The sequence below is a fragment of the Gilliamella sp. W8128 genome (genome assembly GCF_016100545.1).
Taxonomy (GTDB): domain Bacteria; phylum Pseudomonadota; class Gammaproteobacteria; order Enterobacterales; family Orbaceae; genus Gilliamella; species Gilliamella apis.
This window is the reverse complement of record NZ_JACFSE010000003.1, coordinates 33,164-55,646: the sequence shown is the minus strand read 5'-3', so window position 1 is coordinate 55,646 and position 22,483 is coordinate 33,164. Positions and strand designations below refer to the sequence as shown.

18 protein-coding genes and 1 pseudogene are annotated in these 22,483 nt (G+C 31.9%); 6 read left to right on the top strand and 13 right to left on the bottom strand.

All coding sequences use genetic code 11. The features are described from left to right. Positions 1-170 precede the first annotated feature (170 nt). The 4 genes from H3U97_RS03490 to rlmC form a co-directional block, all read right to left on the bottom strand. Entirely contained in the window at positions 171-695 is a 525-nt protein-coding gene (locus H3U97_RS03490) for a HugZ family protein (protein WP_198198150.1), read from the bottom strand. Positions 696-748: 53 nt separating this feature from the next. Next, the gene (locus H3U97_RS03485; protein ID WP_086366050.1) at positions 749-2,395 is read right to left on the bottom strand and encodes an ABC transporter ATP-binding protein/permease; all 1,647 of its coding nucleotides are present in this window, start codon (positions 2,393-2,395) and stop codon (positions 749-751) included. Between the two features lie 119 nt (positions 2,396-2,514). After that, the gene (locus tag H3U97_RS03480) at positions 2,515-4,710 is read right to left on the bottom strand and encodes a TonB-dependent hemoglobin/transferrin/lactoferrin family receptor (RefSeq protein ID WP_198198146.1); all 2,196 of its coding nucleotides are present in this window, start codon (positions 4,708-4,710) and stop codon (positions 2,515-2,517) included. 300 nt (positions 4,711-5,010) lie between these two features. Then, positions 5,011-6,156 carry a 23S rRNA (uracil(747)-C(5))-methyltransferase RlmC gene (rlmC, locus tag H3U97_RS03475; protein WP_198198144.1) on the bottom strand — a complete coding sequence of 382 codons (1,146 nt, stop codon included), beginning with the start codon at positions 6,154-6,156 and terminating at the stop codon, positions 5,011-5,013. A gap of 214 nt (positions 6,157-6,370) precedes the next feature. On the opposite strand from rlmC, the gene map reads away from it, so the two are divergent. Beyond that, the gene (gene map / locus H3U97_RS03470; protein ID WP_065578734.1) at positions 6,371-7,159 is read left to right on the top strand and encodes a type I methionyl aminopeptidase; all 789 of its coding nucleotides are present in this window, start codon (positions 6,371-6,373) and stop codon (positions 7,157-7,159) included. A gap of 203 nt (positions 7,160-7,362) precedes the next feature. Here map and H3U97_RS03465 read toward each other — a convergent pair whose 3' ends face one another. Together H3U97_RS03465 and H3U97_RS03460 are read right to left on the bottom strand one after the other, a co-directional pair. Beyond that, entirely contained in the window at positions 7,363-8,232 is an 870-nt protein-coding gene (locus H3U97_RS03465; protein ID WP_065612978.1) for a co-chaperone YbbN, read from the bottom strand. A 28-nt stretch (positions 8,233-8,260) separates the two neighbouring features. Next, positions 8,261-9,031 (bottom strand): SDR family oxidoreductase, encoded by a 771-nt coding sequence (locus H3U97_RS03460; RefSeq protein WP_065612979.1) that lies wholly within the window; start codon positions 9,029-9,031, stop codon positions 8,261-8,263. Positions 9,032-9,130: 99 nt separating this feature from the next. Here H3U97_RS03460 and H3U97_RS03455 point away from each other — a divergent pair, with 99 nt between their 5' ends. After that, positions 9,131-9,823 (top strand): 5'-methylthioadenosine/adenosylhomocysteine nucleosidase, encoded by a 693-nt coding sequence (locus H3U97_RS03455; RefSeq protein WP_198198142.1) that lies wholly within the window; start codon positions 9,131-9,133, stop codon positions 9,821-9,823. A gap of 71 nt (positions 9,824-9,894) precedes the next feature. On the opposite strand, the gene rnd is transcribed toward H3U97_RS03455, so the two are convergent. Next, positions 9,895-10,983 (bottom strand): ribonuclease D, encoded by a 1,089-nt coding sequence (gene rnd / locus H3U97_RS03450; protein WP_198198139.1) that lies wholly within the window; start codon positions 10,981-10,983, stop codon positions 9,895-9,897. A 24-nt stretch (positions 10,984-11,007) separates the two neighbouring features. Further along, the gene (locus tag H3U97_RS03445) at positions 11,008-12,162 is read right to left on the bottom strand and encodes a metallophosphoesterase (RefSeq protein WP_198198137.1); all 1,155 of its coding nucleotides are present in this window, start codon (positions 12,160-12,162) and stop codon (positions 11,008-11,010) included. 86 nt (positions 12,163-12,248) lie between these two features. On the opposite strand from H3U97_RS03445, the pseudogene cmoA reads away from it, so the two are divergent. Together cmoA and cmoB are read left to right on the top strand one after the other, a co-directional pair. Next, positions 12,249-12,965 (top strand): annotated as a pseudogene (cmoA, locus tag H3U97_RS03440) (carboxy-S-adenosyl-L-methionine synthase CmoA); the annotation flags it as partial. 35 nt (positions 12,966-13,000) lie between these two features. After that, positions 13,001-13,969, top strand: a complete 969-nt coding sequence (cmoB, locus tag H3U97_RS03435; RefSeq protein WP_198198135.1) for a tRNA 5-methoxyuridine(34)/uridine 5-oxyacetic acid(34) synthase CmoB — start codon at positions 13,001-13,003, stop codon at positions 13,967-13,969. 132 nt (positions 13,970-14,101) lie between these two features. Here the strand turns inward: cmoB and H3U97_RS03430 are convergent, their stop codons facing one another. From H3U97_RS03430 to dsdC, 5 genes are all read right to left on the bottom strand, one after another. Beyond that, complete coding sequence (locus H3U97_RS03430) at positions 14,102-15,001, bottom strand: endonuclease/exonuclease/phosphatase family protein (RefSeq protein ID WP_081299931.1); 900 nt, start codon at positions 14,999-15,001, stop codon at positions 14,102-14,104. Positions 15,002-15,285: 284 nt separating this feature from the next. Continuing rightward, positions 15,286-16,245, bottom strand: a complete 960-nt coding sequence (locus H3U97_RS03425; protein WP_198198133.1) for a hypothetical protein — start codon at positions 16,243-16,245, stop codon at positions 15,286-15,288. 158 nt (positions 16,246-16,403) lie between these two features. Further along, positions 16,404-17,342 carry a hypothetical protein gene (locus H3U97_RS03420; protein WP_232343728.1) on the bottom strand — a complete coding sequence of 313 codons (939 nt, stop codon included), beginning with the start codon at positions 17,340-17,342 and terminating at the stop codon, positions 16,404-16,406. Positions 17,343-17,587: 245 nt separating this feature from the next. Further along, on the bottom strand, positions 17,588-18,412 hold the full coding sequence (locus H3U97_RS03415; protein WP_065578724.1) for a MetQ/NlpA family ABC transporter substrate-binding protein: 825 nt from the start codon (positions 18,410-18,412) through the stop codon (positions 17,588-17,590). Between the two features lie 162 nt (positions 18,413-18,574). After that, positions 18,575-19,537 (bottom strand): DNA-binding transcriptional regulator DsdC, encoded by a 963-nt coding sequence (dsdC, locus tag H3U97_RS03410; RefSeq protein ID WP_198198129.1) that lies wholly within the window; start codon positions 19,535-19,537, stop codon positions 18,575-18,577. Positions 19,538-19,750: 213 nt separating this feature from the next. Here dsdC and dsdX point away from each other — a divergent pair, with 213 nt between their 5' ends. Both dsdX and dsdA read left to right on the top strand, forming a co-directional pair. Beyond that, a complete protein-coding gene (gene dsdX / locus H3U97_RS03405) occupies positions 19,751-21,088 on the top strand; it encodes a D-serine transporter DsdX (RefSeq protein ID WP_065578722.1) in 1,338 nt (445 codons plus the stop codon). Positions 21,089-21,108: 20 nt separating this feature from the next. Next, a complete protein-coding gene (gene dsdA, locus H3U97_RS03400; protein ID WP_198198127.1) occupies positions 21,109-22,440 on the top strand; it encodes a D-serine ammonia-lyase in 1,332 nt (443 codons plus the stop codon). Positions 22,441-22,483 lie beyond the last annotated feature (43 nt).

Sequence of the window (22,483 nt, the reverse complement as noted above, 5' to 3'; positions counted from 1 at the left end):
AGATAGGCAGTTTTCTTGATTGAGTGAAGCTATTTTAAGGATATGAATCCTCAATCGAAAATAAAAAAACTATTATTTAAAACATTTAAGCAAAGAGTGGAGTGATGAAAAAAGCCATTACTTAGTTAATAAGTAATGGCAATATTATAAATAATGCTTAGATAATGATATTAATTACTAGATTGTTGTTTTTGCTTAGCGACATAATCTTCATCTACTGGTATTACCGTTTTATTTTGTGGATCGATAATATAGGTTTTACCAAAACCAATTACTAATCTTCCCTCTTTCGGGGTTAATTTAAATAAATTAAAATCATTCATTTCTGCTAACATATAAACCATTTTGCTCACTTTTTTAGCTAGCAGATCGACAACAGAATCAAACTGCTCAGTTCCTCTTTCGACAATGGTTGCCGAAGCATGGAAAGACAATCTTCTACGAGCATAAATATTCTTAGTATTAGATTCATCATCAATAATTAAAAAAGATATATTTGAATTAGCTTTGATATTTTTACTATGTGGAGCTAAGTTTGAAATTAAAATGTAATAGTCATTACCGTCAAAAAAATATGGTGAATAGCTAGTATCAACCGCTCCTGTTTCGGTGATTGTTGAAAGTATGATAGTTTGCATTGTTTCGTGTAAATCATCTATTGTTTTTTGTACAATATCATTTTTGGACTCAGCCATAAATTACTCCTTGATTTGTTTTAATATTTAGTTAAATAATCTGTTTTCAAAAATCATGATAAATTTAATTGATAACACTTATTAAAGTAGTTTGATATATCACTATGAGAAATAATAATGAAACTACTTGTTGGTAAGTTAGTCTGTAACAATTTTAGCAATTGTTTTTCAGCTACTTTATCTAATGCATTGGTGGTTTCATCCATAAAAATCCAATCCGGTTTATGCATTAAAATTCTCGCAACTACTAAACGTTGTTTTTCTCCACCAGAAAGTGTATTTAAATTATCATTAAGTAAATATTTATCGATATCTTCAGAAGAAAAACCCACATCAAACAGTAATTGTTTAATAACAGTAAGATCTTTCTCAAACAATGGTTCTGGATAGCTTACTGCATGAGCCAATCCTCCCATAGGAAAGTAAGCATTTTGTGATAAAAAGAGTTTCTTTAATTTAGGAACCTTGACCACTCCATCATAATATGGATAAAGACCAGAGATTATTTTAAAAAGTGTTGATTTACCTATACCTGATGCGCCAGATAAAACAACTGATTCCCCTTTGTTAATATGGAGATCGGGTAATTTTAGTAAAATCTTTCCATCAGGTTTCTTTATAATTAAATTTTCCAACGATAAACGTTCATTTCCATTTTCAGCTTGATTAAGTTGTTTAAACTGATAAGAGACTTGTTCAGACTGTTGAATAAATTGGCCCAAACGATAACTACATGCTATCAGTTCGGCCAGTTTGTTATAATTGAAAATAAACCAAGATAAATTAGTTACTACATTACTAAATGATTTACTAATTTGCATCAATGATCCTAAACTAACTTTACCGATTAAATAGATTGGTAGAGAAAAAAAGGTCGGAATACTTAATACGGTTAAATAGTAAGGCCGAGTAAAACAACCTAAAATAAATTGCCGTTTAATTAGCTTATACCAATTTTTTACAATACTATTAAAATGTTGATCAAATTGTTGTTGTTCAACCTTTTCTCCCTCTAATAATGCAACAGACTCTTTCGCTTCTCTAAATCGAGTTAAAACAAAACGGTAATTTGCTTCTAAATGTTGTTGCTGAATTAGTAAATTTTTTAATGGGCTTCCCAACTTATGGGCAATATATGAGGTCAAAATGACATAGATAGGGGCTAACCAAATTAAATAATGTGAAATGCTAATATCAATATTGAATAGACTAAATTCTAAAACAAAATTATTGGTTATTTGCCATAAAAGCATAAAATAGGAAAAAAGACCGATACATTGTGTAATAAATGAAAATCCTTCGTTAGTTAATCTCTCGATAAATAAATGGCAATCTTCAGAAATACGCTGATCTGGATTGTCTATGTTTGCTTGATTATTATTTATAAACCAATAGGCTTTATGATTCAGCCAATGACTTATTATCGTGTCATTTAAAACTTTACGCCAAGTTATGACTAATGTTTTTCTTAAATACTCGATGATCAAATAGGTAATGGCACCAAAAAAAGTTAACATGATAAAAACTAATAATTGCGTTATTACCGCTTGCATATCGTACTTTTCTAATGCGTTATAAAAGTTTTTATTCCAATTAATCATTTCAAGACTGATTCTGATTAGAATGATATTTAAACTTATAATAATAAAAGCATAACCAAAACCTAACTTTCCTTGCTTGGATTTGAAACAGAGTTTCATAAGCAAGATGATATTTTTCAATGTTTGCAAAACTTATATTCTCGAAACTAAATATTTTTTCTATTTACTACTATCAATATCGTTATTGAAATTTTGATAGTAGTAATCATCCTTAATTATTAGAAATTTATAACCGCACTTATGGCAAATGTTCTTCCTGGCGCTGTTTGTAACTCGATAGGATTCGTCACTTTGACATTAGTTTGCGGATTTTTATAATAACTACTAAACATAGGCCATTTAAAATAACGACGATCGAAGATATTTAATACTGAGCCCCTAATAGTAATATTCTTGCTTGGATGCCAATTTAAATAAGCATCATAAATGGCATAACCACTTGGTTTAAATACTTCATCTGAAGACGAGCTATCTTTCGATACATGTGAAACCGCTTTAGAAAAAGTAGCTAATACTTCGGTATCAAAATTGAAATCAGGAAGATGCCATTTTAGACCGAGGTTACCTTGTAATGGCATAGCATCATTAAAGTAAGATTTTTTCTCTCCAGGTGATTCTTGTTTTTTACCATATTGATACGAAGTCGATGCATTTAATGTCCAATTTGGATAAAATTGCCATTCAGCCGATGATTCAATGCCCCAAAGATTAACTTTGGATAAATTTTTATAGGTATAATCTTTTGGTCCAACACGAATAAAATTCTTTATATAATCACTATAATCAGCTTTAAAAAAGCCTACACTAAACCAGCCTTTAGAAAAATCGCCTCTTAACCCTGTTTCATATGATTTTACTTTTTCTGGCTTCAATTTAGGATTAGGGATTAGATTCATACTAAATGATGGCAAAGAAGTATATAACTGTTGAGCTGTTGGCATTTTAAAACCTTCAGCATAACGAGCATAAACTGAGTATTGATCGGTAATATTAAATAAAGCACCTAATTGGGGAATAAAACGATGTGATGTAACCTCACGAGGTTCTTTTCCTTCGATGACCGCATAATGGCTATCTGCATTTGGTTTGATTTTATAAGTTGCATAGCGTACACCAGGTTTAATTTTAAAACGTTCACTAATTAAATGAAATTCATCTTGCAAATAAATATCAGCTCGTTGCGTTTTAGAATTAGCAAAATTGAACCCTCCACCAATGGTTTTTTTACCATTTTTTGTACTTGCATTACGATAGTAACTACGGGTAATATCGCCCTGAAAACCATAAACTAAATCATGACTACTGTTTAAAAAGTCAAAGTTTGAGTTTAATTGTAAATCCAATTGCCAGAATTTTTCTTTATAATCATTAGTTGTATAGGTATAAATCGGCTTTTTTCTTTTATCTTTTTGTTGGCGATGTGATTTTAAATAACGTTCTTGAGGAGAATAAGAGATCATGGTTTTAATTTGATCGACAAACCCAACTGACGGCATCCAACTATCATCGATGGCAAACCTTTTACGAGTTTGTATTTGTGTTCTTCGATAATCACCATTGAAAGTCCCATTAGATTGTAAACCGTAATCATATAATTGTTTTACAAACGAGTTAGAACGGAAATTTTCAAATGTTAATTTTGTTTCCCGATTATCATTATGATAAACCAATTTAGTTAGCATATTTTCTGCTTTCGCATCTAAAGGATTTAGTTTATTACATCGAATGGCATCTGCTCCTCGCGGACATCCCCAAATACCCCCATTCGCTTTAGCTTTGCTTAACCTTGCCTCTTGATAATCTCGACGACTAAAACTTAATAAACCTTCTAAATTAGGCATTAGTTCAACAGCTAACATACCGGTTTTGGTGTTTTGTTTATTCAAACTATCATAACCACCATTAACTCTAACTGCATAAGACTTACCTTTAAGTAAATCACTAGGATCTAATGTTTTAAATGCCACAACACCACCAACCGCATCTGCACCCCACAAAACTGATCCAGGTCCACGTATAACTTCCACGGCTTTGATATTTGATAAATCAATAAAATTTCTGTTTCCGTCTTGTATACTTTCAATAACCCTTGAGCCATCTACTTGCAACTGAACACGGTTACCTGACATACCACGTATTCTAATTCCACCAAGGTTACCAAAAGGATCGGTACCAGAAGTTTGTCTATTTACTGATATCCCTGGCATATATCTAACTAAATCTTCCATCGTTGACATTTGATGGTCATCTATATTTTTCTTAGTCACCACATCAACCGTTTCAGGGATAGCCAATTTAGCTTTCTTTTGTCTACTCGCCGTAACCGTAATTGTTTCTATATCATCACCATCAGCAAATACAGGGAAAGGTATTGAAGCCACTATCATCATTAGCAATATTTTATTTATTTTCATTTTTCACCACAAAATTAGATTAATGAACTGCCTTAACCAATGCGCCAATATTTGATAATTATCATTTTTTGATCATTAATCTAGCAAAAATAATAAACATGATCAATAGTAATGATAATTATTAACATTTGCTAATGATTATCATTTAATATTGTCGTAATAATTATAAAATTAAATAAAATCTGGATAAGAAATTTTTATAAGATAAAAATAAAAGGTGAGAACAAAAAACTCATAAAATTGGTTAGGCTAGATTTATAAATATTCATAATAAAAACTAGCCTATATTGGTGTAGTGATTTATCTGATTTTTTCTAATAAAACTAATACTTCCATATGAGATGTATGAGGGAACATATCAAATAATTGCACTTTGGTCATTTGGTAATTAGTCAACAATTGTAGATCTTGTGCTAATGATGACAAATTACAACTTGAATATAAAATATAATTAGGTTGTATATTTTCCAGATATTCGACCAGTACTCTACCTGCCCCTCGCCTTGGTGGATTAAGTAAGACTAAATCAGGTGTCTGGTTTTGATGTGTTGCATATTTAGTAGCATCTAATGATTCAAAATTAAGTTTGTCATAACCTAGCTGTTTAGCAGATTTTGATGCGCATTCAATAGCATCAGAACTAATTTCAATTCCTGTTAATTGAATATTATCGTTATTGGCATGACGAACACAATGCAAACCAAATCCTCCCACCCCACAAAAGAGATCCCATATAGAATTTATATCTAAATTCGCCAGCCAATCACTAGCCGTTTTATATAGTTTTTCAGCAATATAGCTATTTGTTTGAAAGAAGCTTTTTGATTTTATATAAAGTGGTATGTGATTTAACCTAAATTCTAGAAAAGGATTATCCGTTAAAATCAACTCTTCATCACCCTCTAATATAGCGGCATGATTAGGTTGAATATTAATCGATACGACTTGTAGATTATTTATCTTATCGATTAAATTGTGCAAACTATTGCTTATCTTCTCGAAAAATTTATGTGATTTTAATACAAACCGTAGCATAAAGTGACTTTTATCATCAATAACACTTTCGGTAATAATGACAAATTTTAACTCCCCTTTCTGCTTATTAATATTATAAGGAACCAGTCCCTGTTTACGAATATAGGTACGAACCATTTTTAGGATACTTTGCATATTAACGCTATAAAGCGGACAATCACACAGATCAATGATTTGATTATCATTTTGAATACCTAATATGGGTTTTTCAACCGTGCCAAGCACCGCCATTTTAGCTTTATTGCGAAAACCTTGCTCAGGGCTAGCAAATGGATCTTTAACTTCTTTAGGATTAAACTTTGCTAAAGTTTCAATTAATTGGTTTTGCTTTTCATTTAGTTGAGATTTATATGGTTGATTTATTTTATGACAAGACAAACATTTATTTTCTTGATAATAACTACATTGCATTTTATGAAAACCTTTTTTTATAATGCATTATTATATAATTAAATAGTTTTAAGCTGTATTAGTTTTCTTTTTTTATGTCCAAAAACCCCTTTCCTCAAAATTTTTTAACAAAAATCTAAAATTTAATCATTATACTTGATTTATCAATAGCTATGATTTGACGAAATAGCGGTATATGATAGGATATTGCCATACAAATTATAGGAACCCATTAATGTCTATTAAGTTAAAAACCCCCGCTGAAATCGAAAAAATGCGTATTGCTGGTAAATTAGCAGCAGAAGTTTTAGAAATGATTGAACCTTATGTAAAACCTGGTATTAGCACTGGTGAACTGGATCAGATCTGTTATGAACACATTGTTAATGTGCAAAAGGCTATTCCTGCCAACATTGGTTATCATGGTTTTCAGCATACCAGCTGCATTTCAATTAACGATGTAGTATGTCATGGTATTCCAAGTTTTGATAAAAAGTTAAAAGATGGTGATATTCTTAATATTGATGTGACCGTAATTAAAGATGGTTTTCATGGTGATACCTCAAAAATGTACATTGCAGGAAAACCAACTGTTGCCGGAGAAAAACTATGTCAAGTCACACAAGAGAGTTTATACGAAGCCATTAAAATCATTAAACCGGGGATCAGATTAAAAGAAATCGGTAAAGCAATTCAAAAATATGTTGATAAATTTGGCTTTTCTTCTGTTCGTGAATATTGCGGTCATGGTATAGGTGAAGTATATCATGATGAGCCACAAGTTTTACATTATGATGCTGATGATGGCGGTGTGATCCTGAAACCAGGTATGACCTTTACTATTGAACCGATGGTAAATACTGGGGATTGGCGTACTCGTACCATGAAAGATGGTTGGACAGTTAAAACCAAAGATCATGGATTGTCAGCCCAATATGAACACACGATCTTAGTTACAGATAATGGTGTGGAAGTTCTAACCCTTCGTAGTAATGAAAACTTTCCTCGCGTTATCGAACACTAAATAAAAAAGATTCAACAATGCTCTATTGTTGAATCTCTTCATTTTATATAACTTATCCTAACTATCTAGAATTCAATTTTCCGCGATTTTTTTATTCATTAACTTTACTGCGAAATATATTTCTAGGTTGTGATATTCGTCCCAAATATCCAGTAAATCATAAAAAAGCGTTCAAAATCCTTCAAGCTTTGGTTTTAGCAATTTTAATATAATAGCGTATAAAGCTTACGGCGATAGCTACTAGCAAGTGCGTTATTAGTTCCTAAAGCTGCTAATAGATCTAGTAAAGTTTTCTTCACCTGCCCTTCACCAGCATTCAGATCTTTTGTTAAAGGTTTAAACAACAGTTCTAATGCTTCTTCGTGCCGACCAACTTGCATTAGTTGCGATGAAAGTTGAATCATTAACTCAACATTATCTGGCTGTTTAGCTAATTCAGCTTGTAATTGCTGTAATTCAGGTGAATTTGCAGCTTGTTCGAGTAACTCAATTTCGGCTTGTAAACCGTGGTAAGCTGAATCCTGATCTTGCAATGGAATAGTTGCCAAAACATCCTTAGCTTCTGCTAGTTGTTTTTGTTCAATTTGGCTTTTCGCTAACATTAACGCAATATCTGATCTTGGTTTACCTAAATGATCTTTAAGTACAGTCCAAGCTTGTTTTAATAAAGGTAATGCTTGCGCATATTGGCCTTCATTAAAAAATTGTTGCGCTTCAATAAGTTTCAATTCATCTTCATTAGGTAAAATTTTATCTAAAAAGGTTTTGATGGTTTCTTCATTTTGTGGGCCTTGAAAACCATCAACAGGTTGACCATTTTGAAACATATAAACGGTTGGAATTGCTCTAAGCCCAAATTGTGCTGCTAACATTTGTTGTTCATCACAATTTACGCTAGCAAGAATGAATTGTCCTTGATGTTGTGTTGCTAATTTGGTTAACGTATCTGTCATTTCTTGATAGTTAGGACTTCTTGGTGACCAAAAATAGAATAACACAGGACTACTAGTTGATTTTTCAATAATTTCTTGAATATTCTGTTCATTAACATCAAAAATAAATTGATTTGACATAATCTATCCTATAAATAAGTTTAACTGATTATTTATTTTGTAAAATTTTATCCATTAATCTATCTGGAAGCAAACGTTTGGCTATTGCTGCCAATTTAGTTACTTTTGTTACCCTGTAACGTATTTTCGGTTTGTTATGCTCTAATGCGTGATACAGATAGGGTAATACTGCTTCAGGGGCTAATGTAAAGCGTTTAGCAATGGGTGGATTTTTTACTATTTTTTCTTTTTCGGTCTGATTTACATTATTTGAAAAATAGGTTTTCAATGGACCAGGTTCGATTAAACAAACTTTAATATTGGTGTTAGCTAACTCTAAACGCAGTACATCAGACCATGCTTCTAAAGCATATTTGCTGGCAGAATATGCGCCTCTACCCGGTGTTGCGACTATGCCAACAATTGAGCTAGTTTGAATTATTCTACCTTCATTTTGTTCAAGCATTGCCGGTAATAATAATTGGGTTAATTGATGAACACCAAAAAAGTTAGTAGAAAACTGTGATTCTAATTGTGATCGACTGATGGTGTTTAAACGGCCATAGACGCCAAATCCAGCATTGTTAAATAACGCATATAATTTACCTTCACACAAGGTTAATACTTGTTGCGCAGCTTGATTAATTGAATCGGCATCGTCTAAGTCTAATAAAACGGTTTCAAAACCTTGCTCAATTAATTTTTGTTGGTCTGCTATTTTCCGACATGATGCAATGACACGATAACCTCGTTTTTTCAGAGCGATAGCTGAAATCAATCCTATACCGCTTGAACACCCCGTTATAAAAATCGTACGCAAATTTTATCTCCGTTATATTCATTTATTGTCAAGTTAACTTACAGCAATTATGATAGCACATTTAAAATAAATATACGGCTAATAAGCCAAGAGGACCATATGAAAATTGCTATTATCGCAGCTATGGAAGAAGAAGTAGCCATACTAAAGAGTAAAATTACCGATTATCAATTAGAGCGTCATTTAGGATGCGATTTTCATATTGGTAAAATAGCCAATTGTGAAATTGTATTATTACAATCAGGCATAGGTAAAGTTGCTGCAGCCTCAGGAACAACATTATTATTAAATAATTATCAAGTTGATGCAGTCATTAATACCGGTTCAGCGGGTGGGCTGTCAACGGAACTGAATATCGGTGATATTATTGTATCAAAAGATGTATTTTATCATGATGTTGATTTAACCGCCTTTGGATATAAATCAGGTCAAATGTCAGGTTGTCCTGTTTCGTTTGCTGCTGATGTTAATTATCAATCATTAGCTAAACAATGTATAAAGAAACATGGGGTCAATGCTGTTGATGGCTCAATTGGCAGTGGTGATGCCTTTATCAATGGTAAAAGCAATTTAGAACGGATCAAGCAAACTTTTCCTGATGCAATCGCCGTTGAAATGGAAGCTGCCGCTATTGGCCATGTTTGTTGGTTATTTAAAGTACCTTTTGTGGTGGTGAGAGCAATTTCTGATAATGGAGATAATGAATCGGCAGTTGATTTTCAATCATTTTTAAAACTTGCTGCAGCCCAATCATCAAAAATTGTTGAATCGATGCTAAGTGAACTAGCTTAATATAGAGATTGGTGTCAGCGTAATTTGACACCATTTAACTAAAATTTTGTCATTCTTCCATTATGATTTAATCAATTAGGCAGGTCATATTGTTCAAATAATGGTTTACGCCATCCTGACAGAATTTCTGGAATTTCACCTTTCCTATCATTTTGCCATTTTACATACTGATTGATTAATCGTCTTGAAAGTATTAATTCGCTGTTAAGTCCTGTTTGTGATGCTATTTTTTCAGCGATTTGTTTCAATAAATCAACAATATTTTTATAATTTGGATAACTATTAATACGTTGAATTGTCGGAATAATAGGTATAGGTTGAAGCAATATATCCAAAATTGTTTGACCATATGCACGGATATCTTTACCTCTCATACCCAATTTATCCAGTTCTGCTAAAGAAGTTGGTTGATAACGCGCAATTTTCCATAAAATATCTTCGTGCACCACAAAATTCAACGCTATATCGTGAGTTTTGGCAAATTGATAGCGCCAGCAAGCAAGTTTAGCTAATTGCCCTAAACCATCCCCTTTCAATTGCCAGCTATTTTTAATATTTAAGTAAGCCTTTTGAGGATCAAATGTTTCGCATTTACGCGCAATTGCATTTCGACATTCTTGATAAGCAGCCGCTAAATAATCAATCGATGTAAGCTGAGATTTTAAATTATCCATTAATGGAAACAGATATAAAACATCATTAATAGCATAATCACACTGTTTTTCAGTCAAAGGACGTTTTAACCAATCAGTCCGTGTTTCACTTTTATCTAACTCAACGCCAAGATATTTATTGACTAAACTTGCATAACCACTACTGATGGGATTATCCAAAAAAGAAGCTAAAATTTGGCTATCTATTACTGGAGAAGGAACACAATTAAATGCATGAAGAAAAACTTCAATATCTTCGCTACAGGAGTGAAAATATTTTTCAATATTAGGATTGGTTAAAATTGCTAAGAATTCCTGCCAATCGTTAATATTAAGTGGATCAATTAGCGCAGCATCTTGGCCATCAAAAACCTGTAAAAGTCCTAAATGAGGATAAAATGTCCTAGTTCGTACAAATTCAGTATCCAATGCTATAGCACTACTATTCTTGATCTTTTGACAATAATTGGATAATTCATCATTACTAATAATAAATTGATAATTCAAAATACGCTTCCTATTTAAGATAATCTATTGCATGGTAGTTTTGTTGACAAAAGATACATCGATTACAACAATTTCAGAGCGAGTCATTAATCGAATTGGTGGCCCACCAAATCCGTAACCGCTATTGACTATACTGGTGAAATGATGATCAGCATCGTGATAAATACCATTGGCATTTTTGTACATCATCGCCACCAATATATTGATAGGAAAGATTTGACCACCATGAGTATGTCCAGATAACATTAAATCTACTTGTTGTTCTGCAACATCTTTAATATCTCGTGGTTGGTGATCTAATAAAATTATTGGTCTATCCGTATCAGAAAACATAATTAAATCGGATAATGAGGCGCGCTTAACATCGTACTTATATGATGAAAAGTCATCACGCCCTATCAACGTGATGCCAACCTCATCAAGATAAACAATATCATCTTTCAACACTTTTAAATTCGCTCGTTTAAATGCATTAATAATATCTTCTTCGCGATTATTATTATCATGGGTACCTAAATATTCATGATTGCCAAAAATAATATAATTACCGTATTTGGACTTTAATTGCTGGAACTGTTCAATAAATCCATTTTCAACGAAAGGTTTTAATCGTTTATCTAATGTATCACCAGTTATTACGATAAAATCAGGCTTTAAGTTATTTACATTGTCAATCATGTTTTGAATCATTCTTGCAGAGGTATGTTCATTAATATGAATGTCAGAAAGTTGCACAATTCTTAGATGATCAACATTGGCTGATTTATTAATCACAACCTGATAATCAACTATTTTTGGATTTATCGCCATTTCATGGCCAAAACAAAACAAAGCTACAACTGCAATAATATAACTGATTTTATGCCAAAGATTGGGCTTAATTTGCTTTTTGCTAATCCGATAAACAATTTCAAAAATGAGTGTTATAAAAACGCTACAGATCATCAAACCGGCAATCGTTAACAGGAACAAATGTAATCCCGAGGTTAAAATATCATTTAATACTCTAGCAAGGATTAACGATGCACCGGCCAAACCAATAGTTAGCCAATAAATAATTCGACCATAACCGCTTAAGTGAAGGTTAAACCAAAACTGCCAGCGTTTTCCTAATAAAAAAGTGACCGAAATACTGATAATAATCGTTGCGAAAATGGCTGTAAAATCAACAAAAGTCATAATTACTCGAACAATCGAACGCAAAAAATGGTATGATAACAGAATTAGATTCTATAGTACCAATAACTTTTATGGATACCAAAAAAGACCAGCTATTTGCAACCCCGATCGATAAATTAGGTGATTGGACTTTTGACGAAAAAGTTGCCGAAGTTTTCCCAGATATGGTGCAACGATCGGTACCCGGATATTCTAATATAATATCAATGATTGGTATGCTAGCTGACCGATTTGTACAACCTAATTCCATGATTTATGATTTAGGCTGCTCGTTAGGTGCTGCCACACTCGCTATTCGTCGTAATATCAAACATGAAAATTGTCATATTATCGCTATTGATAATTCATTACCTATGGTAGAACGATGTAAAAAGCATATTGATGCCTATAAATCAAATACACCTGTCGATGTAATTTGTGAAGATATTTGTAATATAAATATGCAAAATGCATCAATGGTAGTTCTTAATTTTACCTTGCAATTTTTAACTCCAGAAAATCGACAACGGGTTTTAAGTAATATTTATCAAGCTTTACGACCAAATGGCATATTAGTTTTATCGGAAAAGTTTAGTTTTAGTGATGAGACTGTCGACGAATTATTATTTAATATGCATCATGATTTCAAAAGAGCCAATGGTTATAGTGAACTGGAAATAAGCCAAAAACGTAATATGCTAGAAAATGTCATGCTTACAGACACCGTTGCGACCCATAAACAACGTTTGATAACAGCAGGATTTGAGCATGTTGATACGTGGTTTCAATGTTTTAATTTTGGCTCAATTATTGCTATCAAATAACCTCTAGATTTAATTTAATTATAAAGGAAAACAGAATGATTGATTTTGGTGATTTTTACCAAATTATCGCAAAAAATAAGCTTAAAAATTGGCTTGAAGTTTTACCAGCACAATTGGCTAATTGGCAAAAACAAAATTTAGATAACCGTTTTAGTCAATGGATAAATAGTATAAAACACTTGCCTGTAATTACCCCTTTTCAAGTTGATCTATTACATAGCGTAACCGCAAAAACCGAGCAACCATTATCTTCTGGCGAACAGCAACGTATCACACAATTATTAAAAACTATGATGCCATGGCGTAAAGGCCCTTTTCATCTTTATGGTGTTGATATTGATACTGAATGGCGTTCCGACTGGAAATGGCAAAGATTGATTAATCATATCGATTATTTAGAAGGTAAAACAGTTCTCGATGTTGGTTGCAATAGCGGTTATCATTTATGGCGTATGATTGGTGCAGGAGCTAAACTTGCTGTTGGTATTGACCCTATGGCGCTTTATCTATGCCAATTTGAAGCAATAAGAAAACTATTGGGCAATGACCAGCGAGCTCACTTACTTCCATTAGGCATTGAAGAATTACCAAAATTAAACGCATTTGATACGGTTTTTTCAATGGGAGTGTTATATCATCGTCGCTCACCGCTTGATCATCTTTATCAATTGAAAGATCAATTAGTTGATGGTGGTGAATTAGTACTCGAAACATTGGTTATTGAGGGAACCGAACATCAAGCATTAATGCCTGGTGAACGTTATGCTCAAATGCGAAATGTCTATTTTATTCCATCAGTACCAACCATGATAAATTGGTTACATAAATGTGGTTTTAAAGATATAAAAATGGTTGATATATCCAAAACCAGTTTGGATGAACAACGCAAAACAGAATGGATGGAATCCGATTCATTAGCGGAATTTTTAGATCCTAACGATTTATCCAAAACAGTAGAAGGTTATCCTGCGCCAATGCGAGCAGTATTTGTTGCAAGAAAATAATTTTTTAATCTCGTTTGGATTAAAAGTAACGGTTATTTTTCTCACCTTTTAAAATAAAAAACACGATAAAAAAAACGGGCTTTTGCCCGTTTAATCTATCAATATCTTTTATATAAATAAGTTCGATTAATATTAATCATTCTTTATGATCATCTGGACAGGATAATGATCGGAATATTTATCCGTAAAATCATCTTTTATTACTTGAACATCAATGACATTATTTTTAAGCGGTGGTGAAACATAGATATAATCATAGCGTAATGGAACTGATGCTTGATCATAAAATACTTTAGTTGGTGCAGTTGCCACAAATTCTTTATGTTTAATTTTTAATGCATCAATAAAACCAGCATCCAGAAGATTTTGTTGTACAGTATAACTTAGTTTACCATCAACCAGATTTTCTAAAATTGGTCTTTTCTTTTGCTTTTCTTTAATATCCTCTAAAAGGGTACTTTTATCATAGTCAGATTTATCTGCTGGCGAAAATGAGTTCAAATCCCCGGCAATTATCCATTTCCCTTTAGGATCACGACTATATTTGATTGAATCGATAATTAAATTAATCTCATCAATTCGTTTAGCTGTCCAAAATGGATTCATATGTGTAACGACAAAATGATAATTTCCGATATCTGCATAGAGTGCCCCATGCCACAAATTATCAACTACTTTATTAACATTAACTATTGGATATTTAGAGGTAATAGCTACAGGGAAAAAAGCAGCATCTTCTGGTGATTCTTTTAAAAGTACCGCATATTTATGTCCATAACTGGCTGCAAATTTTTCAAGTTTTTCACGAGTAAAAAAATTCATTTCTTGCCAAGCAATAATATCGGCATCTTGTGCTTTTGCCCAATCAATATATTTCTGTTTACCTTCACTCTCATCTAACTTCATACCATTATAAACATTATAACTAATGATTTTTAGTTGTTTGGCATCATCAAGTGAGGCTAAAGCGCTAGAAGTACTAAGGATAATCCCACTAATCAATGCGACAATTTTCAACTTAGTTTTATTCATAAGATATTCCTTTCATTTATTAACTCATCATAAATATTATATTGATCTTAACTTAATCAAATTGTTTTATATGAATTATGTGATTTATATCAATATTATTACTTACAATTTGTGCTATCCGAATTTATTTAAGAATGCACTGTGATTTGCAATAATGGAAAATTGCATTTTTAAGTTTTAAAAAACCCGCTCCTCAACTTTTAATATGGTTGGTTTATAAAATAAAAGGCATAATTAAAATATTATGCCTTTTATAATTTTATCTATTTTGAATCAGAAAATAACTATATTTTATTTAATAATATCAAAGGTATATATCGCGTATCATTGATAAAGTCAACTAATTGTTTATATGCTGGAAAATAGGTGTTTTCTGGATCGATTTTTTTAGGACAAAGTTCAAGGGATCGTATTAATGCTTCTTTTCCTTCTTCTCCACTTAAATCTTCATACGTGCTAGCAAAATCATTGTCTGTTAAAGTGAAAAATTTTTGCCAATTTTCTAATGTTTTTGTTAAATATTTTTTACCTTCATCACATTTAATTTCTTCCAAATTAATTTTAGGAAAAGCATATTTAGTAATTTCAGCTAGTTTTATTGTTTTGTTAGGGAAACTTATTTCAACTTTTGACTCTTCACCTTCTAAGGAGTTGAAATAATCATTTTGTAATAAATTGATATATTCTTTTTCACGGTAAATTTTAGTTTTACGAGTTTGAAAAGCCTGATTTTCATTAATATTTTCAGTAATTTCTTCAGGTATTTCTTGGTCAATAGAATAGTCCCATCTATTAAGTTCGCCTTCAATGAAAACGTCATTAACAACAATTACAGGCAGCTCCAGTTCTCCTTCCTCACCATTTAAAATGATAGAGATCTTATTTATAGTTTCTTTATATATTTTGTCAAAAGCTTCGTCACTAGTATTGTTAGTAGCATAGATAAATGTATGAAGCATATAGTTGCTTTGGGTTGGATTAATAAATCCATCACCAGAATATTTAGATGGTTTAACAATAAAATCTAACGACTCATTATTATAAGTTAAATTATGCTTACCATATTCAAAAGTGTACGTAGTTTTAGAGTTAGCCGGGATTGCCAGTTCTTTACCATCGATGGCGATTACAATTTCATTTGAGGTAGGATTATCAATCACGCGTTCAACTTTAGCTGGTCCACTAAAACAGCTACAAAGCGTTATGTTGCAAGTTAATATAAGGGAATACTTTAAACTTTTCATAACATCCATTTATATAATTCATATTAAAAGATTATAAATTTTATCATAAAGAAATGGTTATTGTTAGTATAAAAAGTAAAAGGCATAAACCTAATTATAGGATTTTATGCCTTTTATTGTAATAATTAAATCTTTTAACAAAGAACAATTTTCAAATTTTATTTGACAATAAAAAAGTATATATCACGTCCTTTAGTTAAAGCTTGATCTAAAGGGCTAATAGCTTTCGAATAAGTTTGTTCAGGATCTTTATCAGTAGGACAAAGTTTTTTAGAATCAAGTAAGGCATGCATACCATCATATCCCCCTAATTCTTCATACTTACTTGCAAAATCACTTCCTGTTAAAGTAAAAAGTTGTTGCCATTTATCTAATGTATCCTGCAAATATTTTTTACCTTCATTACATGTAATACTTTCTAAATCAAGTTTCGGGAATACATACTGATTAATTTCAGACAATTTTTTAGGTTTATTAGGAAAACTAACTTCATCTTCCTCTTCTAACCAATCTTCTTTTAAAAACTTCAAATATTCACTTTCACGATACATTTTAATTTTACGAGCCTGATAAGATTGATTTTTATTAAGTTTTTCAGAAATTTCGTCTGGGATTTTTTCATCAATAGAGTAATCCCATCTATTATCTTCATCTTCAATAAAGAAATCATTAACCACTTTTACAGGAAGTTCAATCTGTACTTGCTCACCATCTATGATAACATCAACTTTATTAAGCGTTTTCTCATATAATTTGTCAAAGGTTTCATCACTAGTATTGTCAGTTGCATAGATAAAAGTATGTAACATATAGTTGCTTTGGGTTGGATTAATAATGCCTGTACCATCAAATTTTACAGGTTTTACCACAATGTCAAACGACTCATTATTATAAGCTAAATTATGTTTACCATATTCGAAAGTATACTTAATTTTTGAGTTAGCAGGAATGACAACATCTTTACCATCAATTACTAACTTAATTTCATTGGCAGTAGGATTATCAATTAAACGAACTTGTGAGGTAGGACCATTAAAACAGCTACAAAGTGTTATGCTGCAAGCTAATATAAGAGAGTATTTTATTTTTTTCATCACATTTAACTACTTTTTTTAAAAATATTTATATCAAAGTGTATAAATATTAACACAACGAATTTTAGAGTAAATCATCAAAATATAAAAACTCTTTATTAAGAAATACTAAAATCAAATAGAGTCATTGATTTTATAACAACTGGTATCATAAATTTATTTTAATTATTTATAAATAATCAATGTGATATATAACATTATAAACTATTCTAATTTATTACTAGAATAGTTTATAAATAATTATTTGCTTATTGTTGAGGCCAGATAAAACGACCTTTCGCATCAGGATCTTCACTAATGAATTTTTTAAGTGCCTCAGATTGGTAAAGTTGTTTAACCTCTTGAGCCCATTTACTGTGCAAATTTTCTTTTTTTACTACAACCATTAATTCTAAATTAGGTGTTAACTTTTCTTGTACTAAAACATCTTCAGCCGGAACTTTACTTAACCATGCAACCCCACCGGGCATTATCGCGTAATCAACTTCACCAAGAGTTCTAGGAATTAATTCCGATAATATCGATTTAAATTTTAAATTATATCTATTTTCTGCTATGTCATTTAAATCTAATGTTCCCGATTTACTATCAGATTTTAAAGTAATCCAATTTAAGCTTTGTAAGAATAATAATGATCTTGCCTTATTTGATGGATCATTGGGAATGACAATTGTTTGGTCATTAGCTATTTCATCAATAGAATGATGCAATTGAGAAAAAAGCGCAGCTGAAATAGAAGGAATATGGACTAAAGATACAAGATCACTTTTAGTTTCTTTATTATAAACGTCAAGATAAGCTTGATGCTGTGCGGCATTAAGATCAATACTTCCTTCAACTAAAGCAGTATTTGAATCTCTAAGAGAGCTGAAATTTACCAATTTAACTTTATAACCTTTTTGTTCTAAAGCGGGCTTAACAACTTTTTCCATCATTATATTGTGCATACTTGGTGGCAAACCAACTACGATCTCTTTTTTATCTTGTTGACTTTTTTGGGCTGATTCTGATTTATTGTCACAGCCAATTAAAGTCAAACCCAACAGCATAATTATGCAAATATATTTTTTCATTATCGCTCCCTATTTCAATCAGTAAATTAATCTAATTGAACAATTGATTCTATTTTTTAGAAATAACATTATAGATAGTGATTAACTATTGGGATAATACGAAAAAATTATATCTATATTCATATTAGATATATACAATTAATCTTTAGTTTTAACTAAATTTTAGATAACACTTTCAACCGACTGCTCAGCCAAATTTTCTTTTAACCATCTTACAAAAGCTTTAACTTTTGGATTTCTTCCCTTGGAAGCAGAAACAACATAGTAACGTTGTTTGCATGTTAACGTCATATTTGGAAAGGGAGTAACTAACTCCTCTGATTCAAAATATTTATTGATAATATGTTTTCTTCCCATGGCAATACCTGAATGATTAATCGCCGCGAGGATCGCTAAATCAGATCGATCAAATAACATTGTAGGTAAATCTTCAAAATCTAGATCAATATTAAAGTGCTTCACCCAAGATTGCCATTCGTCGAAGTTGGTATCATATCCCCAAGCTTGATTATCATGTATTATTAAGCAATTTTTTAGGTTTTCAATATTTTCAGTAAGTTGATGATATTCCGCATATTGAGGGCTACACACAGGTACAATCGTTTCATTCATTAAATGATAAACATCCAAGTCGTTATACTCTAAATCATCAAAATAAATAGCTAAATCAATACGATGACGATCAAAATTGATTATTTCATTACCTGTTAATATATTCAAGATAATATAAGGATGTTTCTTGTTAAATTCTGATATTCTTGGAACAAGCCAGCCTTGCGCAAAGGAAGGACGCGAATAAATGGTCAACTGCCCGATTAATTCCTGACTCTTTATTTCAAAGATTTCTTTATTTAGTATCGACAAGGACTTTTTTAAAATATTAAATAAATTTTCACCATCAGGGGTCAACTCAATACGGCGATGAAACCGGTTAAATAGCTTAAAATTTAATTCTTCTTCAAGCTTATTAATTTGATGGCTAACGGCACTCGGAGTAATACATAATTCTTCCGCTGCGCGCATAAAGGAATTATATCGTGCAACTGCTTCAAAAGTGTGGAATTTAGCTAATTGATATCCTGATATCAATCGGTTAGTGGTAATAAAACGATCATCATCAAACATTGTACATCCTTCCTTACCTATTTTCTTAACATTTAACTAAAAATGTTAAATCAAATACAATTAATTAAATTAATGATTGTTACTTTCTTACAGCCTGACACTTATTCAACCGAATCTTATTCATGTGAACATGATTTATAATCATTTGTCAGTTATCTCTCCATAAAATCTAATACAAGGTAATTTTTACTTTAATTAGAATAGGAAAACATTATGGATTCACAGATTTGGGTTTTAGGTGTTTTAATAACGAGTATTTTATTAATTGTAATAAGTATTATCAAATTTAAACTTCATCCATTTTTAGCCTTATTATTATCCAGTTTTTACGTAGGTGCATTAATGGGAATGAAGCCATTGGCAATGATTTCCTCAATCGAAGATGGTATTGGTGGTACACTTGGCTTTTTAGCGGCGGTAATTGGTTTAGGTACCATTCTAGGAAAAATGATGGAAATATCAGGTGCAGCTGAACGTATCGGTATTACCTTACAAAAATGCCGCTTTTTATCACCAGATGTTATTATGGTATTGATTGGTATGATTTGTGGTATAACGTTATTTGTTGAGGTCGGCGTTGTACTTTTAATACCATTAGCATTTTCAATTGCTAAAAAAACCAAAACTTCGTTATTAATGTTAGCGATTCCATTATGTACTGCATTAATGGCCGTTCATTGTATTGTCCCTCCTCATCCAGCTGCATTATATGTCACTAATGCTTTAGGTGCTGATATTGGTAGCGTTATTTTATATGGATTAATTATTGGAATAATCGCATCATTATCTGGAGGTCCTATTTTTTTAAGAATGATCAAAAATAGAATTCCATTTAAAGCTGTACCGGAACAATTTTCAGATCTAAAAGTAAGAACTGAAGAAGAACTGCCTTCATTAGGTGCAACATTGTTTACAGTATTATTACCCATTTTTCTCATGCTGATAAAAACAACTGCTGAGTTGAACATGGATAAAAACACTTCAATTTATACTGTTTTAGAATTTATCGGCAATCCTATTACCGCTATGTTTATAGCAGCATTTGTTGCCTATTATATGCTAGGTCTAAGACGTGATATGAAAATGTCTGACCTACTCAATAAAACTGAAGATTGCTTTTCATCAATTGCCAATATTTTATTAATTATCGGTGCTGGCGGTGCATTTAATGGTATTTTAAAAGCGAGTGGCTTGAGCGATAGTTTAGCAAGTATTTTATCCCATTTAGATATGCATCCAATTTTATTGGCGTGGTTAGTAGCAATAATTTTGCATGCTGCAGTAGGTTCAGCGACAGTTGCAATGATGGGCGCCACAGCAATCGTATCACCGATGCTAGCTCTTTATCCTAATATCAGTCCTGAAATCATTACATTGGCTATAGGTTCGGGTGCTATTGGTTGTACAATAGTTACCGATTCATTATTTTGGCTTGTTAAGCAATATTGTGGAGCGACAATGAGTGAAATTTTAAAATACTATACCACCGCAACATTCATTGCTTCAGTAGTTGCATTAATGGGTACTTTTTTATTATCTAATTTTATTTAGATATCTTTCAAGGAGCGAATATGAATCAAATAGAGATAAAAACACTTATTGCCGATAAACCGTTAGTAGAAAATTTAATTAAACTTCAACCAAGCTGTTGGTTTAACCCTAATACCACTACTTTAGCAATCGGTCTTCCTTACGTTGGACTAGATCAAACGGATATAAAAAAAGCGAGTGAACGATTAAAACGTTTCGCACCATATTTATCATTAGCTTTCCCTGAAACAGCTATAACCAAGGGTTTTATTGAATCACAGTTAGTTGAAATTACTAATATGAAAAATGCCCTTGAAGCCAGATATAATGTTGATATCGCAGGTAAGCTTTATTTGAAAAAAGATAGTCATTTACCAATTTCTGGCTCAATTAAAGCTCGAGGTGGTATTTATGAAGTCTTAACTCACGCTGAAAAACTAGCCATTGAAAATGGACTATTATCAGAACAAGATGATTACAGCAAATTATATTCTGATAAATTTAAAGAGTTTTTTAGTCAGTATAGTATTGCTGTAGGTTCAACAGGTAACCTTGGTTTATCAATTGGCATAATGAGTGCTAAACTCGGATTTAAAGTTAGCGTACATATGTCTGCTGATGCTCGAGAATGGAAAAAACAGAAATTACGTGATCATGGTGTTAATGTTGTTGAGTATGAGCAAGATTATGGTGTTGCGGTTGAACAAGGCCGTAAAGCGGCAGAGTCTGATCCAAAATGTTTCTTTATCGATGATGAAAATTCTACTACCCTATTTTTAGGATATTCAGTCGCCGGTGAACGCTTAAAGCAACAATTCAATGAACAAGGAATTAAAGTTGATAAAGATCATCCACTTTTTGTCTATTTACCATGTGGTGTAGGCGGTGGACCTGGCGGTGTTGCTTTTGGTTTAAAAATGGCATTCGGTGATAATGTACACTGTATTTTTGCTGAACCAACACATTCACCGTGTATGTTACTAGGGGTTTATACTGGTCTACACGACAAAATTTCGGTACAAGACATCGGAATTGATAATATTACCGCCGCAGATGGATTGGCAGTTGGTCGTGCATCTGGATTTGTTGGACGAGCCATGGAACGTCTGTTAGATGGATATTATACCTTGTCGGATCAGGAAATGTATGATTTGTTAGTACTACTGGATAAAACTGAAAACATTCAACTTGAACCGTCTGCCCTTGCCGGTATGCAAGGTCCGGTAGTTGTAACTAACAACTCAGAATATTTAGAACGTATGCAATTCACTCCTCAGCAATTACAAAATGCAACTCATTTAGTATGGGCAACTGGCGGTGGAATGGTACCGAAAGAAGAGATGCAAAAATATTTAAATTCAGGAAAAATTTAGTGACTGTTACTGACAAATATCTCAATGATATTTGTCAGTAAAT